Source organism: Streptomyces sp. NBC_00683 (assembly GCF_036226745.1).
In the GTDB taxonomy this organism is placed as follows: Bacteria; Actinomycetota; Actinomycetes; order Streptomycetales; family Streptomycetaceae; genus Streptomyces.
The window spans coordinates 6,571,994-6,593,539 of sequence record NZ_CP109013.1; the positions used below are offsets into that span (position 1 = coordinate 6,571,994).

At 70.4% G+C, this 21,546-nt stretch carries 17 protein-coding genes; 5 read left to right on the forward strand and 12 right to left on the reverse strand.

From position 1 onward, the window contains the following. Window positions 1–6: 6 nt before the first annotated feature. The 3 genes from OG257_RS29330 to OG257_RS29340 are packed head-to-tail and all read right to left on the reverse strand — an operon-like array spanning window position 7 to window position 3,100. Window positions 7–864, reverse strand: a complete 858-nt coding sequence (locus tag OG257_RS29330) for a carbohydrate ABC transporter permease (RefSeq protein ID WP_329212391.1) — start codon at window positions 862–864, stop codon at window positions 7–9. After that, the gene (locus OG257_RS29335; protein WP_329212394.1) at window positions 861–1,787 is read right to left on the reverse strand and encodes a carbohydrate ABC transporter permease; all 927 of its coding nucleotides are present in this window, start codon (window positions 1,785–1,787) and stop codon (window positions 861–863) included. Before OG257_RS29335 ends, OG257_RS29330 begins: the two co-directional genes overlap by 4 nt. After that, on the reverse strand, window positions 1,784–3,100 hold the full coding sequence (locus tag OG257_RS29340; RefSeq protein ID WP_329212396.1) for an ABC transporter substrate-binding protein: 1,317 nt from the start codon (window positions 3,098–3,100) through the stop codon (window positions 1,784–1,786). Before OG257_RS29340 ends, OG257_RS29335 begins: the two co-directional genes overlap by 4 nt. Before the next feature lie 188 nt (window positions 3,101–3,288). Here OG257_RS29340 and OG257_RS29345 point away from each other — a divergent pair, with 188 nt between their 5' ends. Beyond that, on the forward strand, window positions 3,289–5,334 hold the full coding sequence (locus OG257_RS29345) for a beta-galactosidase (protein WP_329212398.1): 2,046 nt from the start codon (window positions 3,289–3,291) through the stop codon (window positions 5,332–5,334). A 76-nt stretch (window positions 5,335–5,410) separates the two neighbouring features. Next, window positions 5,411–6,967 carry a glycoside hydrolase family 53 protein gene (locus OG257_RS29350; protein WP_329212400.1) on the forward strand — a complete coding sequence of 519 codons (1,557 nt, stop codon included), beginning with the start codon at window positions 5,411–5,413 and terminating at the stop codon, window positions 6,965–6,967. A gap of 3 nt (window positions 6,968–6,970) precedes the next feature. Here the strand turns inward: OG257_RS29350 and OG257_RS29355 are convergent, their stop codons facing one another. The 8 genes from OG257_RS29355 to OG257_RS29390 all read right to left on the reverse strand — a co-directional run bounded on the left by OG257_RS29355 (window position 6,971) and on the right by OG257_RS29390 (window position 16,513). Then, window positions 6,971–7,978, reverse strand: a complete 1,008-nt coding sequence (locus tag OG257_RS29355; RefSeq protein ID WP_329212403.1) for a VOC family protein — start codon at window positions 7,976–7,978, stop codon at window positions 6,971–6,973. Between the two features lie 107 nt (window positions 7,979–8,085). Beyond that, window positions 8,086–9,345: an MFS transporter gene (locus OG257_RS29360; RefSeq protein ID WP_329212405.1), complete on the reverse strand. Its 1,260-nt coding sequence runs from the start codon at window positions 9,343–9,345 to the stop codon at window positions 8,086–8,088. Between the two features lie 283 nt (window positions 9,346–9,628). Further along, complete coding sequence (locus tag OG257_RS29365; protein ID WP_329212407.1) at window positions 9,629–11,743, reverse strand: rhamnogalacturonan lyase; 2,115 nt, start codon at window positions 11,741–11,743, stop codon at window positions 9,629–9,631. A gap of 92 nt (window positions 11,744–11,835) precedes the next feature. Then, on the reverse strand, window positions 11,836–12,729 hold the full coding sequence (thpD, locus tag OG257_RS29370; protein ID WP_329212409.1) for an ectoine hydroxylase: 894 nt from the start codon (window positions 12,727–12,729) through the stop codon (window positions 11,836–11,838). Window positions 12,730–12,734: 5 nt separating this feature from the next. After that, the gene (locus OG257_RS29375) at window positions 12,735–13,133 is read right to left on the reverse strand and encodes an ectoine synthase (protein ID WP_037691652.1); all 399 of its coding nucleotides are present in this window, start codon (window positions 13,131–13,133) and stop codon (window positions 12,735–12,737) included. Between the two features lie 63 nt (window positions 13,134–13,196). Further along, entirely contained in the window at window positions 13,197–14,465 is a 1,269-nt protein-coding gene (gene ectB, locus OG257_RS29380; RefSeq protein ID WP_329212411.1) for a diaminobutyrate--2-oxoglutarate transaminase, read from the reverse strand. A 74-nt stretch (window positions 14,466–14,539) separates the two neighbouring features. Further along, complete coding sequence (ectA, locus tag OG257_RS29385) at window positions 14,540–15,070, reverse strand: diaminobutyrate acetyltransferase (protein WP_443054499.1); 531 nt, start codon at window positions 15,068–15,070, stop codon at window positions 14,540–14,542. A gap of 336 nt (window positions 15,071–15,406) precedes the next feature. Next, on the reverse strand, window positions 15,407–16,513 hold the full coding sequence (locus OG257_RS29390; RefSeq protein ID WP_329212415.1) for a pyridoxal-phosphate-dependent aminotransferase family protein: 1,107 nt from the start codon (window positions 16,511–16,513) through the stop codon (window positions 15,407–15,409). A gap of 101 nt (window positions 16,514–16,614) precedes the next feature. Between OG257_RS29390 and OG257_RS29395 the strand changes: the two genes are divergently transcribed. Both OG257_RS29395 and OG257_RS29400 read left to right on the forward strand, forming a co-directional pair. Next, the gene (locus tag OG257_RS29395) at window positions 16,615–17,715 is read left to right on the forward strand and encodes an amidohydrolase family protein (protein ID WP_329212417.1); all 1,101 of its coding nucleotides are present in this window, start codon (window positions 16,615–16,617) and stop codon (window positions 17,713–17,715) included. Between the two features lie 313 nt (window positions 17,716–18,028). After that, on the forward strand, window positions 18,029–19,156 hold the full coding sequence (locus OG257_RS29400) for an SCO1860 family LAETG-anchored protein (RefSeq protein WP_329212419.1): 1,128 nt from the start codon (window positions 18,029–18,031) through the stop codon (window positions 19,154–19,156). Between the two features lie 79 nt (window positions 19,157–19,235). On the opposite strand, the gene cobC is transcribed toward OG257_RS29400, so the two are convergent. Further along, window positions 19,236–20,744, reverse strand: a complete 1,509-nt coding sequence (cobC, locus tag OG257_RS29405; protein WP_329212421.1) for an Rv2231c family pyridoxal phosphate-dependent protein CobC — start codon at window positions 20,742–20,744, stop codon at window positions 19,236–19,238. A 79-nt stretch (window positions 20,745–20,823) separates the two neighbouring features. On the opposite strand from cobC, the gene OG257_RS29410 reads away from it, so the two are divergent. Continuing rightward, window positions 20,824–21,546, forward strand: a complete 723-nt coding sequence (locus OG257_RS29410; RefSeq protein ID WP_329212423.1) for a ZIP family metal transporter — start codon at window positions 20,824–20,826, stop codon at window positions 21,544–21,546.

The window sequence follows — 21,546 nt, forward strand, 5'->3', positions numbered from 1 at the left end:
GAGCTGTCAGGACTTTACGGCGCCGGAGAGCAGGTCGAGGCTCCAGAACCGCTGGATCACGAGGAACAGGGCGATCAGCGGAATGATCGCCAGCAGCGCCCCGGTGATGACCAGGGTGTAGAGCGCGGGGGTGGTCGCGCCCTGCTGCAGCAGCGTGTAGAGACCCAGGGTCACCGGGAACTTCTCGTCGTCGCCGAGCATGATGTAGGGGAGCAGGAAGTTGTTCCAGACCGCCACGAACTGGAACAGGAACACCGTCACCAGTCCCGGCAGCATCATCGGCAGCGCGATGGTCCGGAAGATCCGCCACTCGCCGCCGCCGTCCATGCGCCCGGCCTCGACCACATCGGCGGGCACGGCCGCCGCGGCGTAGATGCGGGCCAGGTAGACGCCGTACGGGGAGAGGATCACCGGCAGCAGCACCGACAGGTACGAGTCGGTCATGTCCGCCTTGGCGAGCAGCAGGTACTGCGGCACGGCGAGGATCACCGGCGGCATCAGCACCCCGGCCAGCAGGATGTTGAAGACGGTCTCCTTCCCGCGGAAGCGGTACACGGCCAGCGCGTACCCGGAGACCGCGGACACCGCCGTGGACAGCAGGGCGCCCACCCCGGCGTAGAAGGCGGAGTTGGCCATCCACTTCCAGTACACGCCGTCGCGGTACTCCGTGAGGTCGGCGACGTTGTCGGAGAAGCCGGAGCCGGGCAGGAAGGTGAAGGTGGAGAACAGCTCGCTGCCGGACTTGGTCGAGGCGACCAGGACCCACAGGACGGGCAGCAGGCAGTACAGGGCGCCGAGGAGCAGCGCGGCCGTCGGGACGAGCGGGAAACGGCGGGGGCCGGTGGCAAGGGACTGCGTACTCATCGGGAGTCTCCCTGCTTCGTACGGGAGTTGGCCGCCTTGAGGAAGCCGAAGGACAGGGCCAGCGTGGCCAGGGCGATGATGACCGCCTGCGCCGCCGCCGCGTAGATGTCGTTGTTGACGAAGGCGTCCTGGTAGACCTTCATCAGCGGACTCCAGGTGGTGGAGAGCGAGTTGGTCAGCGGCTTCAGCGTGGTGGGCTCGCTGAACACCTGGAGCGTCGCGATGATCGAGAAGAAGAAGGTCAGGATCAGTGAGGGCGCCACCATCGGGATCTTGATCCGCAGCGCGATCTGCAGCTGCGAGCAGCCGTCGAGGCGCGCGGCCTCGAAGATCTCGACGGGGATGGCCCGCAGCGACGTGTAGATCACGATCATGTTGAAGCCGGTGCCGCCCCACACCGCGATGTTCGCCAGGGAGAGGTACAGCGGGCCGCCGTCCAGGAGGTCCGGCTGCGGCAGCCCCGCCTTGTCGAGCAGGTAGAGGAAGGGACTGACGTCGGGCAGGTAGAGGAAGCCCCACATCAGCGCCGCGATGACACCCGGGATCGCGTACGGCAGGAAGATCGCCAGCCGGGTGAAGCCGCGCAGCCGGACCCGTTCGGTGTCCAGCAGCAGGGCGAACAGCAGGGCGAGCCCCAGCATCACCGGGACGACGATCGCGCCGTACCCGAGGATGCGCAGTGCTCCGTGCAACAGCTCCGAGTCGGAGAGCGCGTCGGTGTAGTTGGCCAGTCCGGCCCAGATCTCGTCCCGGGCGCCCTTGCCCAGGCCGAGCCCCTTGACCTCGGTCCTGCGGAAGCTGAGGTACAGCGCGTACCCGATGGGCAGGGCGAAGAAGAGAAGGAAGAGGACTGTTGCGGGTATCAGGAAGGCGTACGGGGCGCTCTTGACCCCGTACGGCCTCCTGCGGGGTGCGCGTGTCACTCGGAGACTCCGAAGCCCTGCTTCTTGAGATCGGCGACGGTGGCGTCCTGCATCGCGGTCAGCGCGGGACCGAAGTCCGACTTGGTCTTGGCGGCCTGCGCGAAGTTGTCCTTGAACGCGGTGTACGCGACGTTCACGTTCGGGCCCCAGGCTGCCGGGGCGGTGCCCTGGGCGATCTTGGCGGCCTCGGTGTAGAAGTCGGGCTGGTTGGAGAAGTAGTCCGGGGCCTGGGCGAGCGCCCCACCGGTCTGGGCGGCCGTCGCGGCGGGGTAGATGCCGCTCTCCTTGACGAGCGCGGCGAGCGCGGCCGGGTCCGTGTTCAGCCACTTCGCGAAGGTGGCCGCGGCCTTCTTGTTCTTGGAGTCGTTGGTGACCGCGGTGGAGGATCCGCCCCAGCTGCCGGTGACGTTCTCGCCGGCCGTCCACTGGGGGAGCGGGGCCATCGCCCACTTGCCCTTCGTCTCCGGTGCCGCGGTGGTCAGGGTGCCCGGTGCCCAGACGGCGCTGACCCAGGCCACCTGCTTGCCGGTGTTGAGCGCCTTGTTCCAGGCCGGGGTGTACATCGGCTGGTTGTCGATGGCGCCCTCCTTGACGAGGCCGCCCCAGAAGTCGGCGACCTTCTGCGTGGCGGGGTCGTCGATCGCGACCTTCCACTTGTCGCCGCCGGTGGTCCACCACTTGGCGCCGGCCTGCTGGGCGAGGCCCGCGAAGAGGCCGGAGTCGTTGGAGGAGAAGGTCGTGAGGTCCTTGTCCGGCGCCTTCTTCTTCAGCGCGCGGGCGGTCTCGGCGAACTCGTCCCAGGTGGTGGGCACGGTCAGGCCGTACTGCTTGAAGAGGTCCTGGCGGTAGTAGAACATCAGCGGGCCCGAGTCCTGCGGCAGGGCGTACAGGGCGTCGGAGCCCAGGGTGGTCTGCTGCCAGACCCCGTCCGCGAAGGCGCTCTTCGCGTCGCCCGCCTCCTTGGATATGTCGGCGAGGACGTCGTTGGAGACCAGGGTGGGAAGCGCCTGGTACTCGGCCTGGACCAGGTCGGGGGCCTTGTGCGCCTTGGCCGCCGTGATGATCTTGGTGACGAGGTCGTCGCCCGACGCCTGCTTCTTCACCGTGACCGTGATGCCGGCTTCCTTGCCCGGGCCCTTGTTCCAGATGTCCGCGACCTTGTCCAGGCCGGGAGCCCAGGCCCAGTAGGTCAGCGAGGCGGGTCCGGAGGCGGCCGGCTCGTCGCCCCCGTCGTCCGAGGAGCCGCAGCCCGAGAGCAGGGCGCCGGCGGCGAGTGCGGCGGCGGTGGTCACCGCGACAGAGCGGTATTTCATGGTTTCTCCCCTGACGAGACGGGCGGGCGCATCGGCTGACCGGCCGATCGGACGCTGTGAGCGTTCACAGTAGAGAAACGAAACCGACACTTGTCAATGGTTGTTGCTGTGCGGTTATGTTGGCCCTGCGTCGCCACGAGTGTGTGTGCACGTTCCCAGAAGTTGTTCCAAAGAGCCAGGAGACGTCCATGCCGCACTCAGCGTCCGCTGCCACCCCGCTCGGTCTGCACAAGCTGGCCTTCGGCGGCGACTACAACCCCGAGCAGTGGCCCGAGGAGGTCTGGCACGAGGACGTGCGCCTGATGCGGGAAGCCGGCGTCACCATGGTCAGCGTCGGGATCTTCTCCTGGGCGCTGCTGGAACCCGAACCGGGCAGCTACGACTTCGGATGGCTCGACCGCCTCCTGGACCTGCTGCACGTCAACGGCATCCGCGCCGACCTCGGCACCCCCACCGTCGCCCCGCCCGCCTGGTTCTACCGCGCCCACCCCGAGGCCCTCCCGGTCAGCCGCGACGGGGTCCGCTACGCCTTCGGATCACGCGGCGCGATCTGCCACAGCTCGGCCCCGTACCGTGCGGCCGCCGCGAACATCACCGAACAGCTCGCCCGCCGGTACGCGAACCACCCGGCGCTCGCGATGTGGCACGTCCACAACGAGTACGGCGTCCCCGTCAGCGCCTGCTACTGCGACAACTGCGCCGCCCACTTCCGCCGCTGGCTCACCGGCCGGCACGGCTCCGTCGAAGCGGTCAACGAGGCCTGGGGCACCAACTTCTGGGGCCAGCGCTACCGCACCCTCGACGAGATCGAACCGCCCCGCACCACCCCCACGGTGGGCAACCCCGCCCAGCAGCTGGACTACGCCCGCTTCGCCGACGCCACCATGCGCGAGAACTTCACCGCCGAACGCGACATCCTGCACCGGCTCGCCCCCGGCGTCCCCGTCACCACCAACTTCATGACGGCCCTCAGCCAGTGCGACTCGGTCGACTACTGGGCCTGGGGCCGCGAGGTCGACATCGTCACCAACGACCACTACCTGATCACCGACGGCCGCCGCACCCACGTCAACCTCGCCATGGCCGCCGACCTCACCCGCTCGGTGGCGGGCGGCGCCCCCTGGCTGCTCCTGGAGCACTCCACCAGCGGCGTCAACTGGCAGCCCCGCAACCCCGCCAAGCGCCCCGGCGAAATGGCCCGCAACAGCCTCGCCCACGTCGCCCGAGGCTCCGAGGGTGCGATGTTCTTCCAGTGGCGCCAGTCCCGGCGCGGCGCCGAGAAGTTCCACTCCGCGATGGTCCCGCAGGCCGGCACCGACTCCCGCGTCTGGCGCGAGGTGACGGCGCTCGGCGCCGGCCTCGGCCTGCTGGAGGGCATCCGGGGCACCCGTACCGTCGCCGACGCCGCGATGCTCTGGGACTGGCAGTCCTGGTGGGCGCAGGCCCTGGAGTGGCGCCCCAGCGAGGAGCACGACGCCCGCGAGCGCGCCGACACGTTCTACGCCTCGCTCTACGACCGCCACCTCACCGTCGACTTCGCGCACCCGGACGCCGACCTGTCCGCGTACCCCCTCGTCGTCGTCCCCGCCCTCTACCTCGCCACCGAGGAGACCGGCCGCAACCTGCGCCGCTACGTCGAGAACGGCGGCACCCTCGTCGTCTCGTACTTCTCCGGCATCGTCGACACCAACGACGCCGTGCACCCCGGCCCCTACCCGGGCGCGCTGCGGGACGTCCTGGGCCTGACGATCGAGGAGTTCTCCCCGCTCGGCGAAGGCGAAACGGTCCGCCTGATCACTCCCGAGGGCGCGCCCGAAGGACCGGAACTGACCGGGGACCTCTGGACGGACGTGGTGATCCCACGCGGCGCCGAGACCGTCTGGTCGTACGCCGACGGCATCCCGGCCGGCCGCCCCGCCGTCACCCGCAACCGGCTCGGCAAGGGCACCGCCTGGTACGTCTCCACCCGGCTCTCCGGCCCCCACCTGGACGCCGTCCTCGACCGTGCCTGCGCCGACGCCGCCATCGCACCGCGCACCGGCCTCACCCATGACGTCGAGGTCGTACGGCGCACCGGGGACAACGGCACGTACCTCTTCGCGATCAACCACACCGGCACCGACACCGAGGTGGCGCTGGACGCCCCCGGCACCGAACTCCTCACCGGCGAGCCCGCCGCGCACTCCCTCGCCGTCCCGGCGGGCGCGGTGCGCGTCGTACGGCTCGACGGCTGAGGCGCACCGAGAACCCCCGCAGGACCCGCACACACATCCCCCGTTAACCCGCACAACTGTCGAAGGGACATCGACGATGTACGGAACGACGCACACCCGCAGAGCCGCAGGAACGGTGGCCGCACTCTCCGGCCTGCTGTTCGCCGCCCTCCCCGCCCAGGCCGCCCACGCGGCCACCACCCCCGCCAACCCCGGTTTCGAATCGGGCAGCACCGGCTGGTCGACCTACTCGGCGGGCGGGCAGTCCGCCGCCTCCTTCACCGAGGCGGGCGGCCACGCCGGCAGCACCAGGCTCAGCCACTGGTCCGCCTCGGCGTACAAGGTCGAGACCTACCAGTACCTCTCCGGCCTCACCGACGGTACGTACACCCTCAGCGCCTGGGTCCGTTCGGGCGGCGGCCAGAACTCCGCCTACATAGCCCTGCGCAACTGCGGCGGCGCAGAGCAGCGCACCGACCTGCCGCCCACGGCCGACGGCGCCTGGATCCGGCTCGTCACCTCCGTCAAGGTGACCGGAGGGGCCTGCACGATCAGCCTCAACTCCGACGCGCACGCGGGGGAGTGGGCCAACTTCGACGACATCACGTTCACCCAGGGCACCACCGGGCTGAGCGTCAAGGGCGGCGACCTCTCCACCCTCCCGAAGAACGAGGCGCACGGCGCGGTGTACCGCAACGCGAGCGGTACGGCCGGCGACGCGATGACCATCCTCAAGAACTCCGGGATGAACTACGTGCGCCTCAAGGTCTGGGTGAACCCGGCCGACGGCTACAACAACAAGGCCCGTGTGCTCGCCATGGCCAAGCGCGCCAAGGCACTCGGCATGAAGACGCTCATCGACTTCCACTACTCCGACGCCTGGGCCGACCCCGGCAAGCAGGTCAAGCCCGCCGCCTGGGCCGGCCACAGCTACAGCCAGCTCCGCACCGACGTCTACAACCACACGTACGACGTGCTGAACGCGCTGAAGGCCCAGGGCACCACCGCCGACATGGTGCAGATCGGCAACGAGACCAACGCCGGAATGCTGTGGCCCGAGGGGTCCACGGACAACTGGTCCCAGCTGGGCGGCCTCCTGACCTCCGGAGCCAACGCCGCGAAGGCCGTCTCCTCCGGTACGAAGGTGGCACTGCACCTCGCCAAGGGCGGCGACAACGCCGGCACCCGCTGGTGGTTCGACAACGCCGTGTCGCAGGGCGTCCCCTTCGACGTCATCGCCCTTTCCTACTACGGCTACTGGCACGGCTCGCTGTCCGAGCTGCAGACCAACCTCGACGACACCGCCTCCCGGTACGGAAAGCCGGTGCTCGTCGCCGAGACCGCGTACGCCCACACGCTCGCGGACGACGACGGCCTGGAGAACAACGTGGCCACCGCCTCCCAGCTGGTCACCGGCTACCCGGCGACGCCGGCCGGCCAGGCCGCCAACCTCCGCGACGTCATGAACGTCGTCGAGGCCGTCCCGAACGGCCGCGGGCTCGGCGCCGTCTACTGGGAGCCGGCCTGGACCGCGGTCACCGGCAGCGGCTGGGACCCGGCCGACCCCTCGTCGGGCAACGCGTGGGAGAACCAGGCGGTGTTCGACTACGACGGGAAGCTGCTCCCGGCGGCGAGCTGGTTCTCGCACCGGTAGTGGCTACAGGGGCGCGCCGTGCCACTTCCACGAGCTGACACGGTCGCGGCCCGGCAGATCGGCGCGGCCGGTGGACCAGAGCAGGACGGCCCACCGGTCCTCGTCGTCCGGCGCACCGGGGAAGAGCCGGGCCAGCACCCGGTCGCACAGATCCGCGGGCGGCGCCCAGGACAGGGACAGGCCCTCGGCGACGTCGTGGGTGTGCACGAGGGTCTCCACGATGCCCATCGCGGCGAAGCCCTCCGCGTCGGAGAGCCCGAACACGTGGTGCGAACGGACGTCCGCCGGAGTCGTCCGCACCATCGCCGTGAGCAGGGCGCCGCTCGCCTCCAGGGTCTGCAGCAGCCCGGCGGACCCGGCCGCCGGGTCCGCGAAGATCGAGTTCGCCGGGCCGCCCTCGCGCTCCGCCGCCCACCGGTAGGGCACCTCGGTGTCGGTCGGCGGCTTCCTGGGGCCGAGCTGGACCGCGTACGCGAAGAGGTCGTCGCTCAGGTGCTCGACGGTCTCCCAGCAGCTCCACTCCAACGATCCGGCCGGTACCTGCCAGTTGTCCGCCGGGGATTCCTTGAGGACGTCGACCGCGAGGTGCACGGCCCGTGCCACGTCGTCCGCGGTGACCGGCATCCGGGTCCCGCTCAGCGCCGCGCGCTCGGCGGCGCTGCACTCCACGCAGAACTCGTTGCCCTCGGGGTCGGCCATCGTCGCCCAGCCCCGCCCGTTGGGCTTGCGGTGGTCGGCGACCAGCGTGGCACCGAGAGCGAGCAGCCGCTCGACCTCCGCGTCACGGCTGCGGTCGTCGGGGCGCAGATCGAGGTGGACGCGGTTCTTGGCGCGTTTGGGTTCGGGAACCGTGACGAAGAGCAGTGCGGCACGAGGCGTCTCGACGAGCGCCTCGGGGTCACCGGGCTCGTCGTCGTCGGACACGGCCGAGTCGAGGACTCCGGCCCAGAAGACGGCGAGCTTGTAGGCGTCGGAACAGTCGATGGTGATGTGCTGTACGAGAGAAGTCATAGGGCGCCACTCTCCTCGGCAACCGGGCCCGCGGTCCAGCGGATTGAATATCCCTGTGTGCGTCGGAGCGCCCGGCCCCGACGAGCGACCCGGGCACACGCATCACCTCACGGGGATGCCGCCCCGCTGAGCGTCTGTGGTGCGCCGGTCTCCCGTCCGGCCCCGGGCCGGTTGCCCTCCGCCCGGCGCACCGCCGGACCCATCGCGTAGCCGGCGGCGAGGAAGAGGCCGCCGAGCAGGAGCCAGCCGGGAACACCCCAGGTCAGCAAGAGCGCGGTGACCAGCGTCGGTCCTAGGGTGCGGGCCACGGCCACGCCGGTGCCGAAGAAGCCCTGGTACTGACCGGTCCGGTGGGGCGGGGCCAGGTCGAAGGCGATCTGCCAGGACCCGGCGGACTGCTTCATCTCCCCGATGACCTGGAGCGTCGCACCGGCGACCAGGACCGCCACGGTGGCCCAGGCCGGCAGGCGAGCGGCCGAGACGGCGAAGACGGCGCACGAGGCGAGCAGGATGACGCCCGCGCGGCGCACGGTGCGGTTGGCGGAGCGCAGATCGCTGACCCGGCTCGCAGTCCGTACCTGGAAGAGCATCACGGCAACGGTGTTGAGGACGAAGAGCCCCGAGGCCAGCCAGGCGAGTTGAGGGAAGCGGTTGGCGATCCACAGCGGGATGGCGAGGCTGAGCAGGGGCAGTCGCAACAGCAGGACCGTGTTGATGAGCGTGACGACGGCGTAGGGGCGGTCCCTCAGTACGGCGAGGCGGGGTTCGTCGCCCGTACGCCGAGGGGCCGGCCGCACGGCGGGCAGGCGCAGCAGGATCAGCGCGCAGGCCAGGAAGCCGATCGCGTCGAGGGCGAAGACGGCCAGATAGGCGTGGCGTGTCCCGTTGCTCAGGGCCAGGCCGCCGACCGCCGCGCCCACGGCGAGGCCCGCGTTCAGGGTGGACTGCATGTGGGCGAGGACGCCGGTGCGTTCGACGGGGGAGACCAGGCCCGCGAGCAGGGCCTGGCGGACCGCCGAGAGGCCCGACTGGGCGGTTGCGTACAGGCAGGAAACCAGCAGGAACGGTACGAACGAGTGGATGACCAGGAACGAGGCGACGAGCGCGGCGGTGGCCAGGGCCAGGAGGACCGCGGGTGTGCGTGGCCCGCGCCGGTCGGCGAGATGGCCCAGGGGCACCCCGGCCAGGGAGCCGACGGCCCAGGCGATCGTCAGCCCGAGGCCGAGCCGGGCCGGTGACAGGCCGACGATCTGGGTGAAGTACAGCGCCGAGCAGGTGTAGTACATGCCGTCGCCGATGGAGTTGCTCAGCTGGGCGGCGGCGAGGGTCCGGGGTGCGCCTGGGGGCGGCAGCAACCGTATGGACATGCGACTCCCGGGCCGGAGCGGCCCGGAGAGCCGCTCAACGTCACTGACCCGGGAAACCCTAGGCTTCGGGTGCCCCAAGATCGTGGGCCATTCATGAACGCCCGGGGTGGGCCAATTCTTGGGCATCGGGGGCTACTTGACGGGCTCCGATGGGCGGTGCCCGGACGGCGGTCCTACGGGCTCGTCATCTCGACGAGCCACTGGCCCCGGCGCACATCCACCGGGTACGCGCCGCTGTCCAGGCACCGCTTCCCCCCGAAGGGGGTTGAGGGAGAGGTGTCCGCTACTTCGTGCCGAGGTAGTAGCTGACCTGCGGCGGCTGGTTGTATCCGGTGTTCTGCCAGGCGATCCCGAGCCGGTACACGGGGTCACTCATCAGTGTGGGCAGCCGGAACTCGGTGGGGTGCGGTGTGGTGTACAGCCGCAGCGCCGTGGAGTCCGTGTTGCGCCAGAGCATTTCCTCGCGCCAGTCGCCGAGGAGGTCGGCGGAGAGGGCGGGGCTGCCCTTGGTCCAGTTGTTGGACTTGGCGTCCTGGTCGTACCAGATGCGGGTCAGTTCGGTGGAGCCGGTGTACTTCAGCACCTGGCCGTAGCCGACACCCGCCGTGCCCGACCAGCGGTGGTCGAGGAGCTCACGGTTGGCGTCGCCGTCCCACCAGATGGCGGAGTTGTACGAGGCCCCGCCGCTGAACGTCGGGACCGCGTCGCTGATCTTCGTACCGTTGGCCGCGTAGAGCCCGCCGCCGCTCGACCAGCACTCGGCACCGGCGTGAGTGCGGGTCAGGTCCGCGCAGATGCCCCGCCCGACGTCCGTGCCGGTCTTGGTGCCCCACAGGATCTGGCCGGTCCTCGCGTCATGCATCTCGTAGCCGTAGGCGGAGTCGGTGTGCTCGTGCACGTTGAAGGATTCGAGGCCGGGCCGGGACGGGTCCAGGTCACCCACGTGCAGTGCGTCGCCGTGCCCGAGCTCGGTGGTCCACAGCCCGCTCCCGTTGTCGTCGACGGCCATGGCGCCGTAGACGATCTCGTCCCTGCCGTCCGCGTCCACGTCGGCGACCGCGAGGTTGTGGTTGCCCTGCTGGTCGAAGCCCTTGCCGTAGTTGGTGGAGCTGTTGGTGTCGAACGTCCAGCGGCGGCTCAGGTCGGTGCCGTTCCAGTCGTACGCGGCGATCGCGATGCGCTCGTAGATGCCCCGGCTGAAGATCATGCTGGGCGAGGAACCGTTGAGGTACGCGGTCGCGGAGAGCAGCCGCCCTTCCCGGTTGCCCCAGGTGTCGCCCCAGTCCGAGACGGCGCCTCGAGCGGGCTCGAAGGGCACGGAGTCCATCACCCTGCCGGTCTGCCCGTTGAAGACGGACAGGTACTCGGGGCCGCTCAGCACCGCGCAGTTCGCCGCGAGGTGCGAGGCCGACGCGTCGCCGATGACGGTGCCCGCGGAGTCCTTGGAACCGTCCGAGGTGCGCGCGGCCACCTCGGCCCTGCCGTCGCCGTCGTAGTCGTACACCTGGAACGAGTCGTAGTGCGAGCCGCTGCGCACATTCGTCCCGAGGTTGACCCGCCACAGCCGCTTGCCGCTCAGCTCGTACGCGTCGTAGAGAGTCGGCCCGGTGCACGTGCCGGAGTTGGCCACGTCGGTGGCATTGGACGGAACCCACTTCAGCACCAGTTCATAGGCGCCGTCGCCGTCCAGGTCCGCGGTGGACGCGTCGTTGGCGGCGTAGGTGTAGGCGACGCCGTCGCGGGTGGTTCCGCCCGCAGGCTTGTCGAGGGGGATGTCGAGACGGCCCGAGGCCCAGACCCCCGCCTTCTCGCCGGGCTGCTCGACGCCGTTCACCAGGGCGCGGACCTCGTACGCGGAGGTGGAACTGCCGCCCGTGTCCAGGAAGTTGGTCTTGCCGGTCTCCGCGATCAGTGTCGAGCCGCGGTACAGCTTGAAGGAGACACTCTCCGCGTCGCTGCCGAGCATCCGCCAGGTGACCAGCACGCCACCGCTCGCGGGCACGGCGACCAGGCCGCGATCCAGCTTCTCGGCCACGCGTGCGGCGGCCAGTGCCGCGGTGGCCTTGTTGGCGGGTGCGGAGACCTCCTCCGCCGCACCGGCCGACGGGCCGACCGCCAGCACACCCGCGGTCACGGTGAGCGTGGTGGCGAGCACCCCTCCCGCGAACATGCGGCCGCGGCGGCGACGGTGGGAAGCATGGATGGATCGGGGCATAGCGACCTCGTCGTCATCGTCGTGGAGGGACCGGTACGTCTCCTGGTCGCCGCACCTGGCAGGAAGGTTGCCGCCCGGACGGAGCCCGAGCCGGCGCCTGCCGTCGCGGGGCCGGATGCGCGCGACGGTCGCCGCGGAACTGAGCGCGGTGGGGGCCAGGTGGGGCGAGAAGCGCCCGCACATGCGCATCGACGTGGACCGCTACCTCCGTGAGTGGAGAACGCGAGTGGGGGCGGAACGCGATGCGTCCCGCCCCCACCGACCGTCGTACGTCCCTACTTCACCGGCGTGAAGTCGCGCGCCCCGATGAACTCCGGGCGGCGGATCGGAGCCGCGAAGGGCTCCTCGGCCGTGTTCTCCACGCTGTTGAACACGATGAAGACATTGCTGCGCGCGTACGGGGTGATGTTGTCCCCCGAGCCGTGCATGCAGTTGCAGTCGAACCAGGTCGCCGAACCGGCCCTGCCCGTGAAGAGCTTGATGCCGTGCCGGTCGGCCATCTTCGTCAGCGCCTCGTCGGACGGGGTGCCGGCGTCCTGCATCTGCAGGGACCTCTTGTAGTTGTCCTTCGGCGTCTCGCCCGCGCAGCCGAGGAACGACTTGTGCGAACCGGGCATGATCATCAGCCCGCCGTTGGTGTCGTGGTTCTCGGTCAGCGCGATCGAGACGGACACGGTCCGCATGTTCGGCAGACCGTCCTCGGCGTGCCAGGTCTCGAAGTCCGAGTGCCAGTAGAAGCCCGAAGCACCGAAGCCCGGCTTCACATTGATCCGGGACTGGTGGACGTACACGTCCGAGCCGAGGATCTGACGGGCCCTGCCCACCACGCGCTCGTCGCTCACGAGCCGGGCGAAGACCTCACTGAGCTTGTGGACCTCGAAGACGGACCGCACGCTCTGCGACTTCGGCTCGATGATCGAGCGCTCGTCGGCACGGACCGCGGGATCGGCGATCAGCCGTTCCAGCTCGGCGTGGTAGCCGGCCACCTCGTCGTCCGTGATGATCTGGTCGACGGTGAGGAAGCCGTCCTGCTCGAAGCCCTGGAGGTCCTTCGCGGCGACGGGACCGGGTGCGCCCGGCGCGGACCAGATGACCGGGTCCTGGCGGGGAGTGGTCATCTCGGCGGCGCCGCGCGAGGGGTACAGGTCGGCGCGTACTTCGGTGGTCATGGGGTTCAGCCCTCCTCTGTCAGCAGCGGATAGACACCGTTCTCGTCATGGTCCTCCCGTCCGGTGACGGGGGGGTTGAAGACGCACACGCAGCGGAAGTCGGTCTTGGGCCGCAGCGTGTGGTGCTCGTGCCCGTTCAGCAGGTACATCGTTCCCGGGGAGATCCAGTGCTTCTCGCCGGTCTCGTCATTGGTGAGCTCGGCCTCGCCCTCGGTGCACAGCACGGCCTCGATGTGGTTCGCGTACCACATGGACGTCTCCGTGCCCGCGTACAGCACGGTTTCGTGGAGCGAGAAGCCCACCTTCTCCTTGGCGAGCACGATGCGCTTGCTCTCCCAGGTGCCGGAGGCGGCCTTCACATGCCGGTCGGTGTTCTCGATGTCACTGAACGATCGGACGATCACGGTGGGATGGTGCCTTTCTCTTCTGTACTGCTCAGATGTGCCTGCCCCGGGGGCGTACCCCGGTCAGGCGGTCTCACGGACGGACCGGGCCAGCGTGCGCAGGCCCTCGTCCAGCTCTTCGGGGGTGATGGTCAGCGACGGAAGCAGCTTCACGACCTCGCTCTGCGGGCCCGAGGTCTCCAGCAGCAGACCCAGCTCGAAGGCGCGGGCGCAGACGGCGGAGGCGCGCGAGGCGTCGGGGAACTCAAGGCCCCAGACCAGGCCGCGACCGCGGAAGTGACCGCCGAGCTGAGGGTTCTCGTCGCAGATCGCGAGCAGCGCCCGCTCCACCTGCTCGCCGCGTGCCAGGGTCTGCTTCTCCATCTGGCCGTCCGCCCAGTAGGCGTCGAGCGCGGCGGCGGCCGTGACGAAGGCCGGGTTGTTGCCGCGGAAGGTGCCGTTGTGCTCGCCCGGCTCCCAGATGTCCAGCTCGGGCTTGAACAGGCAGAGCGCCATCGGCATGCCGTAGCCGCTGATGGACTTCGACAGCGTGACGATGTCCGGGACGATGCCGGCCTCCTCGAAGGAGAAGAAGCCGCCGGTACGCCCGCAGCCCATCTGGATGTCGTCGACGATCAGGAGCATGTCCTGGCGGTGGCACAGGTCCTGGAGCGCGCGGAGCCACTCGGCGCGGGCGACGTTGATGCCGCCCTCGCCCTGCACGGTCTCCACGATCACGGCGGCGGGCTTGTTGAGCCCGGAGCCCTGGTCCTCCAGGAGCCGCTCGAACCACAGGAAGTCGGGGACCTGGCCGTCGAAGTAGTTGTCGAACGGCATCGGGGTGCCGTGCACCAGCGGGATGCCGGCGCCCGCACGCTTGAAGGCGTTGCCGGTCACGGCGAGCGAGCCGAGCGACATGCCGTGGAAGGCGTTGGTGAACGAGACGACGGACTCGCGGCCCTTGACCTTGCGGGCGAGCTTCAGCGCCGACTCGACGGCGTTGGTGCCGGTCGGGCCGGGGAACATCACCTTGTACGGCAGGTCACGGGGACGCAGGATCACGTTCTGGAAGGTCTCCAGGAAGGCGCGTTTGGCCGTCGTGGCCATGTCGAGACCGTGGGTGATGCCGTCGCGCTCGATGTAGTCGATCAGCGCGCGCTTCAGCACCGGGTTGTTGTGGCCGTAGTTGAGGGATCCGGCACCGGCGAAGAAGTCGAGGTACGAGTGTCCGTCCTCGTCCGTCAGCCGGGCGCCCTGCGCGCGGTCGAAGACTGCGGGCCAACCGCGGCAGTAGCTCCGTACTTCCGACTCCAGGGTCTCGAAGACACTCAGGGCGGGCGGGGTGATGGTCACAGCGAATCTCCTGCTCGAGGGGGGTGTGACGGGCGGCGGGTGAGGCATGCCCGGGGCGGGGGGCGGGTCAGGCCCTACGCGTGGAGCGGGCCGATGCGGTAAAGGACCTCCGGCAGGTGTGTTCCCTCCGGGAACAGTTCGCCGTCGAAGAGCACCTCGTGCTCCAGGGGAACGTCGTGGCGCTGCGCGAAGGAGGTGAACAGGCGGTCGGACGCGGTGTTGTCCGGAGTGACGGTCGTCTCGACCGAGGCCAGGCCCTGGGCGGCGGCCACGCGGGCGATCAGGGCGTCCAGCAGCGTGGCAGCCAGTCCCTTCCCGCGGTGGGCCCGGTCGACGGCCACCTGCCAGACGACGAGCGTCTCGGGGCGGTCGGGGCGGATGTATCCCGTAACGAAGGCGACGGGGTCGCCGTTCTCGTCGCGGGCGACCACGGAGGTCGCCGCGAAGTCACGGCACCACAGCAGGTAGCTGTACGAGGAGTTGAGGTCCAGGACCTCGGAGTCGCGGGCAATTCGCCAGATCGCTGCTCCGTCCTCCACTCGCGGGGTGTCGATTCTGAGGAATTCGCTTCGGGCACGTGCAAAGTCTGCTGGTGCTGCGGTCATGCGAATTGAATTTACCCAGCAAAAATCAAAATTGCATCGACGTAGGGGGTTGGGCGGGAGGTGTCGATGTGTTATCACGCGGGCGCGATCCAGGCCGGATCGGGGGACGTTTTCTCACCATTTGACCGGAATTTATCCGGCATAACGGCCTCTCTGTGGAGTCGGTCACAGGGTCGTAACTCTCGTGACACGCATCCGGATTACGCGGCCGGGCCATGTGGGAACTGGGGTGTTTAGGTGCGAGGAAAGCGGGCAGAAGAATGCGGGGAGCTGCTCCTGATAAAGCAGCTCCCCTTATTCATCGATTGAGGCGCCCGATTATTGGTCCGGGTGAATTCAGTTCCCCGGCCAGGTTTCCGATACGGCCTTGCGGGCAGCCTCCGGGTCGGTCGTGCGTCCGGCGCCGTCCAGCGCGGCACCCAGGGCGGCGAGCGAGGACAGGACCGAGCCCCGCGTCGCGTCCACGCCGTAGTGGTTGACCCGGATCATCTCCTTGGACAGCGCGCCGCCGCCCGCGATCAGGGGCAGCGAAGGATCGGCGGCGAGCGCCCGCTCGACCAGGACGGAGGCGTCGACGCCCTCGGGGGCGCGCAGCGTCGTGGCGACCGGCGCCGCCTCGCGGGCATCGTGGACGTACGGCTCCAGCCCGCCGCCGAGCGCCAGGGCGCCCGCCCGGGTCGCCGCCGCCGCCGAGGCGTGCCGGGCCATCAGGGAGTCCAGGCCCTCGGCCTCGATCCGCTCCAGACAAGCCTCCAGCGCCAGCATCTCCAACTGTGCGGGCGCGTGCAGCAGCGCCTTGCGCCCACCGTCGATCCAGCGCGTCTTCCAGTCCAGGAGGGAGAGGTACGAGTGCCGCGGAGCCTTCGGGTTGGCCGCGATCCGCTCCCAGGCACGCCCGCTCACCGACACCGCCGAGACCCCGGCCGGGCCGCCCATCGCCTTCTGGGCGCCGATGACACACAGATCCACACCCCAGGCGTCCGGCAACAGCGGCTCCGCCCCCACGGACGCGACGGCGTCCAGCATGAACAGCGCACCGTGGGCCCGGACCGCCTCGCCGATCTCCGCGACCGGATTGGTGTTGCCCGTCGCGGCCTCGGCGTGCACCAGCGACACGAAGTCGATCTCCGGGCGCGCGGCCAGCGACTGCGCGACCTGCTCGGCGGTGACCGCCGTGTGGAACGGCACCGCGAGATCGACGACATCGGCGCCGCAGTCCCGCAGCCAGTTGCCGAAGGTCTGGCCGTAAGGACCCGTGACGATGTTCAGCGCGGTCGAACCGGCCCCGGCCCCGCCCCGGATGCAGCCTTCGAGGGGCAGCAACGCCTCGCCCTGCATGATCACGACGTCCTGCTCGGTGGCGAGGAGGTCGGCCACCCGACGCTCGATCGCCGCGAAATGCGCTGCGGTGAGCGGGGGAAGGTCGAGGAGGGGGTGCGTCACGGTGGTGCTCTCTTCGGATCGGTCCAGCTGCGGTCGGCGGTGCTTCGAGGGTACCCAGCGCCTCCTGGAGGCCCTTGTCCACCGCCTCGTACAGTGCAGCCATGAGTGATCACGAGGTGGCGCCGGTGCTGCGGATCAAGGGGCGGGTGCTCGTCGGCCCCGACGACGTCAGGGACGGTCTCTGGGCCGTCGACGGGCGGATCACCTACGAGCGGCCGCCCGGCGCGGACGACGCGGTGACCGTCAGCGGCTGGGCCCTGCCCGGTCTCGTCGACGCGCACTGCCATGTCGGCCTCGACCGCCACGGACCCGTCGACGCGGCGACCAGCGAGAAGCAGGCCCTCAGCGACCGGGAGGCGGGCACGCTGCTCATCCGGGACGCCGGATCACCCTCCGACACCCGGTGGATCGACGACCGGGAGGACCTGCCGAAGATCATCAGAGCGGGCCGTCACATCGCCAGGACCCGCCGGTACATCAGGAACTACGCCCACGAGATCGAGCCCGGTGACCTGGTCGCGTACGTCGCGCGGGAGGCGAGGCGCGGGGACGGCTGGGTGAAGCTGGTCGGCGACTGGATCGACCGCGACGCCGGCGACCTGACCGCCTGCTGGCCGCGCGCCGAGGTCGAGGCCGCCATCGCCGAGGCGCACCGCCTGGGGGCCAGGGTCACCGCTCACTGCTTCGCCGAGGCCGCCCTGCGCGACCTGGTGGAGGCGGGGATCGACTGCATCGAGCATGCGACGGGGCTGACCGAGGACACCATTCCGCTCTTCGCGGAGCGTGGCGTCGCGATCGTCCCGACGCTGGTCAACATCGCCACGTTCCCCGACCTCGCTGCGGGCGGCGAGGCCAAGTTCCCCCAGTGGTCGGCCCACATGCGGCAGCTGTACGAGCGTCGCTACGACACCGTGCGCGCGGCGTACGACGCGGGCATCCCGGTCTTCGTCGGCACGGACGCGGGCGGCTCGCTGGCCCACGGCCTGGTGGCGGGGGAGGTCGCCGAACTGGTGAAGGCGGGCATCCCGCCCGTCGAAGCCCTCTCCGCGACGGCCTGGGGCGCCCGGAAGTGGCTCGGCCGGCCGGTGCTGGAGGAGGGTGCTCCGGCGGACCTGGTCGTGTACGACGAGGACCCGCGGGCGGACGTGCGCGTGCTGGCGGACCCGCGGCGGGTGGTGCTCAACGGGCGGGTGGTCGGCTGACCGGTCGGGGAGGCGCCGGGTTGACCGGCAGTGACCCGGTGGCCGCCCACTCGTTGAAGCACCTCGTTGCGTTCTTCCGGCCGTCCGGTGAGCGCGCCGCCGCGCTGGGCGAAACGAGTGACTCCGGGGAACTCCTGTGCCGGAATATTCGAAGGTGTACGCGAAAAACCCCCTTTGGAGTGAACTGACGCCAGGTGTCTGTCAGTTCACCCTCTGTGCGTAAAGATTCACGGAGTCGAGGTCCCCGGCGCACGCGATGTCCCCCATTGACGGCGCCGGAGGGCTCCAAGTCTCTTGTGGGGGTTCCACCATTTTGAACAGCAACACCTTCCGCCTGGCTGCCCTGGCCGTCGCCGCCGCGCCCGTCGCACTGCTGGTCGCCGTCCCCGCGCAGGCCGCCACCGGAACGGCGCCGGCCACCCCGGCCGACGGCCGCGGAAAGGCGAGCGCGGTCGTACTCCGGGCCGCACTGGACGTCTCGCTCCTGAACAAGTCGGTCGAGGTGCCGCTCAAGGCCACGCTGAACGAGGTGCAGGCACCGGCGAGTGCCGAGGAGACCGCGCTCAGCGTGGAGCTCGACGGAGCGGAGCGGGGGCGCCCCGTCCATGTGCTGAAGGCCGACGTGGCCACCGCGAAAGCGACCGTCGACAAGCACAGGGCCGAGGGCTACACCAACCTCGTGAAGGCCCGGGTGCACGTACCAGGACTGCCGCTGCTCTCGCTCATCGAAGTCCAGAAGGTCACCTCCAAGGCGGTCTGCGAGGTGGGGAGGAAGCCGGTCGCGGAGTCGAACGTACTGGGGCACGTCTCGGTGCTCGGCAAGCGGATCAGGCTGACCTCGGGCGGTCGGACGCAGGTCGAGGTGCCGGGCGTCGGCGAGGTGACCCTCGACCTGTCGAAGACCAGCACCACCTCGCGCACGGCCGCCGCGACGGCGCTTCAGCTGCGGGTGTCCGTGAACCCGGGCAAGCTCAACGTGGCCGATGTGCAGGGAGAGGTCACACTCGCCGAGGCCACGTGCAGGACGCCGAAGGGCGGTGGCGGCTCGGGGGACGGCGGCGCCAGTGACGGCGGTTCGGACAACGGCGGTTCGGACAACGGCGGTTCGAGCAGCGGCGGTTCGGACGGTGGCGGTTCGGACAGCGGTGGTTCGAGCAGTGGTGGTTCGCAGGACGGCGGCTCCACCGCCGGCTCCTCCGGAAGCGGCGGCTCGACCGGCGGATCCGGTGACACCGGCAGCACCGGCAGCACGGGCGACAAGGGCGATGCCGTCGACGTGAAGCCCCAGACCGGCTCCGACCCGGTCCAGGCATCCGGCAGCGGCGACCTCGCCGAGACCGGATCCAGCTCCTCGACCCCGTACATCGCAGCCGGCTCGGCCCTTCTGCTGGCGGCCGGCGCCGGTGCCACGGTCGTCGCCCGCAGGCGCGCCCGGAGCTGAACCACCCGAGGGGGACGTGGGGGAGGGGCGGGAAGCGGCGTTCGTGTGACGGAACACCGCTTCCCGCCCCGTGGGTCCGTCAGCCGGCCGCTCTCCGGGGCAGCCCCTGCAGCGCCAGGTCGAGCGCCTGGAGGAATCTGTTGGTCGTCACACGGTCGCGCACGGCCAGCCGCAGCCACTCGCTGCCCAGCCCGGGGAACGTGTCACCACGCCGCGCGGCGAACCCCCGTGAGCGCAGCCGCTCCCTCACCTCGTCCGCCCGGTCCACCCGCAGGAGAACGAACGGCCCCGCCGCCGGCTCCATCACCTGCACCTCACTGAACTCCGCGAGCCCGGCCAGCAGATGCGCCCGGTCCACCACGACACGGTCCGCCGCATCGGCCGCCTCCACCAGCGCACGCGGCTCCATGCAGGCCTCCGCCGCCGCCAGGGCGGGGGAGGACACCGGCCACAGCGGCTGCGCCTCCTGCAGCAGAGCCAGCGTCGCCGGGTCCGCGAGCACGTAGCCGATCCGCAGCCCCGCAAGGCCCCAGGTCTTGGTCAGGCTCCGCAGCACGACGAGCCCGGGGACGTCCTCGCGCCCGCACAGTGCCTCCCGTTCGCCCGGAACGGCGTCCATGAACGCCTCGTCGACCACCAGCGTCCGCCCGGGCCGCGCCAGTTGCTCCAGCACACCCGCGGGATGGAGCACGGACGTCGGGTTGGTCGGATTGCCGACGACCACCAGATCGGCGTCCTCGGGCACCGCCGCCGGATCCAGCCGGAAGCCGTCCTCCGGACGCAGCACCACCCGCCCCACCTCGTGCCCGGCCGCGCGCAGCGCCGCCTCCGGCTCGGTGAACTGCGGGTGCACGACGACCGGCCGCCGGGCCGGCAACGCCCGTGCGATCAGCACGAAGGCCTCGGCCGCACCCGCCGTGAGCAGGACACGCTCCTCGGGCAGTCCGTGCCGCGCGGCCACCGCCGCCCGTGCTGAACGCCCGTCCGGATAGGCGGCCAGCGAGACCAGTGACGCGGCTATCCGCTCCCGCAGCCAGTCCGGGGGCGTACCGGTCCGTACGTTCACGGCGAGGTCGGTCAGATCCAGGCCGCGTACTTCCGCGTCGCCGTGGTGCCGCAGGTCCGGCCCGGCGCTGTCGATGTGCTTCGTGGGGGGCATGGCAGCCATGGTGAACGGCTCAGCGCCATTCGTCGACGCCGGGGTGCCGACAGAAAGCAGTCGGCGCGCCACCGCGCAGGTCACCGAGGCCGACTTCCGCTTCGGTACGAGGAGTTCATCCGCGCCGGAGAGCGCGGCAGCCTCCGCGACCGACGGTGTCCCCACGGCGTCCCGCGGCGCCCCCGAGGGGTTCGGTACGCGGACGGCGGCCAGCACCGCGGCGGGATACGAGCGCACCCGCACCCCGAGCCGTGCCGCCGCATCCGTGATCCCCGGTTCGTCCGCCCTCGTGTCGAGCGTTGCCAGCTCCACCACATCGGCGGCCCGCAGCCCGGCCGCGCGCAACGTCTGAAGGATCAGCCCGATGACCTCGTCGGCCGTGACGCCCCGGCGGGCACCGACGCCGACGACGAGCGCGGTCCGGTTCATGGGCTGAATCCTTGTTCGAAGGGGTGGTTCAGGGCTGCCTGAGATGCGGGCCCGGGGGTCGATCGGCTAGCAAGGGCCCATGGCGGTGTTCGTCGCGCTCGGCGCGTTCCTGATGACCCTGGCCGGCGGCTGGGTCGCTCAACGCGTCACCGACCGCCGTCACCTGGTGCTCGGCCTCGCCGGCGGACTGATGCTCGGCGTCGTCGGTCTCGATCTGCTGCCCGAGGCGGTGGATGCCGCGGGCGGAGCGGTCTTCGGCGTCCCCGCCGCGCTGCTGCTCTTCGTGGGCGGCTTCCTGGTGGCCCATGTCGTGGAGCGTTCACTGGCCGTACGCCAGGCGGCACATGGTGCGGGCGAGGAGAGAGTGCCGCAGGTCGGGATGACGGCCGCGGCCGCGATGGTGGGACACAGCCTGATGGACGGCATCGCGCTCGGCGCCGCCTTCCAGGTCGGCGGCGGCATGGGCGCCGCCGTCGCACTCGCCGTCATCACCCACGACTTCGCCGACGGATTCAACACGTACACGATCACCAGCCTCTACGGGAACGCCCGCCGCAAGGCCCTCCTGATGCTGTACGCGGACGCCCTGGCCCCGATCGTGGGCGCGGCGACCACCCTGCTGTTCACCCTTCCGGAGGAACTGCTCGGCTGCTATCTCGGCTTCTTCGGCGGGGCGCTCCTCTACCTCGCCGCCGCCGAGATCCTGCCCGAGGCCCACCACGACCACCCGGCCCGCTCCACGCTGCTGTGCACCGTCGCGGGAGTGGGCTTCATCTGGCTGGTCGTCGGCATCGCGGAGTAG

Coding starts and splice junctions, on each gene's coding strand:
- OG257_RS29330 (WP_329212391.1), bottom strand. CDS start 864: ATGAGTACGCAGTCCCTTGCCACCGGCCCCCGCCGTTTCCCGCTCGTC.
- OG257_RS29340 (WP_329212396.1), bottom strand. CDS start 3,100: ATGAAATACCGCTCTGTCGCGGTGACCACCGCCGCCGCACTCGCCGCC.
- OG257_RS29345 (WP_329212398.1), top strand. CDS start 3,289: ATGCCGCACTCAGCGTCCGCTGCCACCCCGCTCGGTCTGCACAAGCTG.
- OG257_RS29350 (WP_329212400.1), top strand. CDS start 5,411: ATGTACGGAACGACGCACACCCGCAGAGCCGCAGGAACGGTGGCCGCA.
- OG257_RS29355 (WP_329212403.1), bottom strand. CDS start 7,978: ATGACTTCTCTCGTACAGCACATCACCATCGACTGTTCCGACGCCTAC.
- OG257_RS29360 (WP_329212405.1), bottom strand. CDS start 9,345: ATGTCCATACGGTTGCTGCCGCCCCCAGGCGCACCCCGGACCCTCGCC.
- OG257_RS29365 (WP_329212407.1), bottom strand. CDS start 11,743: ATGTGCGGGCGCTTCTCGCCCCACCTGGCCCCCACCGCGCTCAGTTCC.
- thpD (WP_329212409.1), bottom strand. CDS start 12,729: ATGACCACCGAAGTACGCGCCGACCTGTACCCCTCGCGCGGCGCCGCC.
- ectA (WP_443054499.1), bottom strand. CDS start 15,070: ATGACCGCAGCACCAGCAGACTTTGCACGTGCCCGAAGCGAATTCCTC.
- OG257_RS29395 (WP_329212417.1), top strand. CDS start 16,615: ATGAGTGATCACGAGGTGGCGCCGGTGCTGCGGATCAAGGGGCGGGTG.
- cobC (WP_329212421.1), bottom strand. CDS start 20,744: ATGAACCGGACCGCGCTCGTCGTCGGCGTCGGTGCCCGCCGGGGCGTC.
- OG257_RS29410 (WP_329212423.1), top strand. CDS start 20,824: ATGGCGGTGTTCGTCGCGCTCGGCGCGTTCCTGATGACCCTGGCCGGC.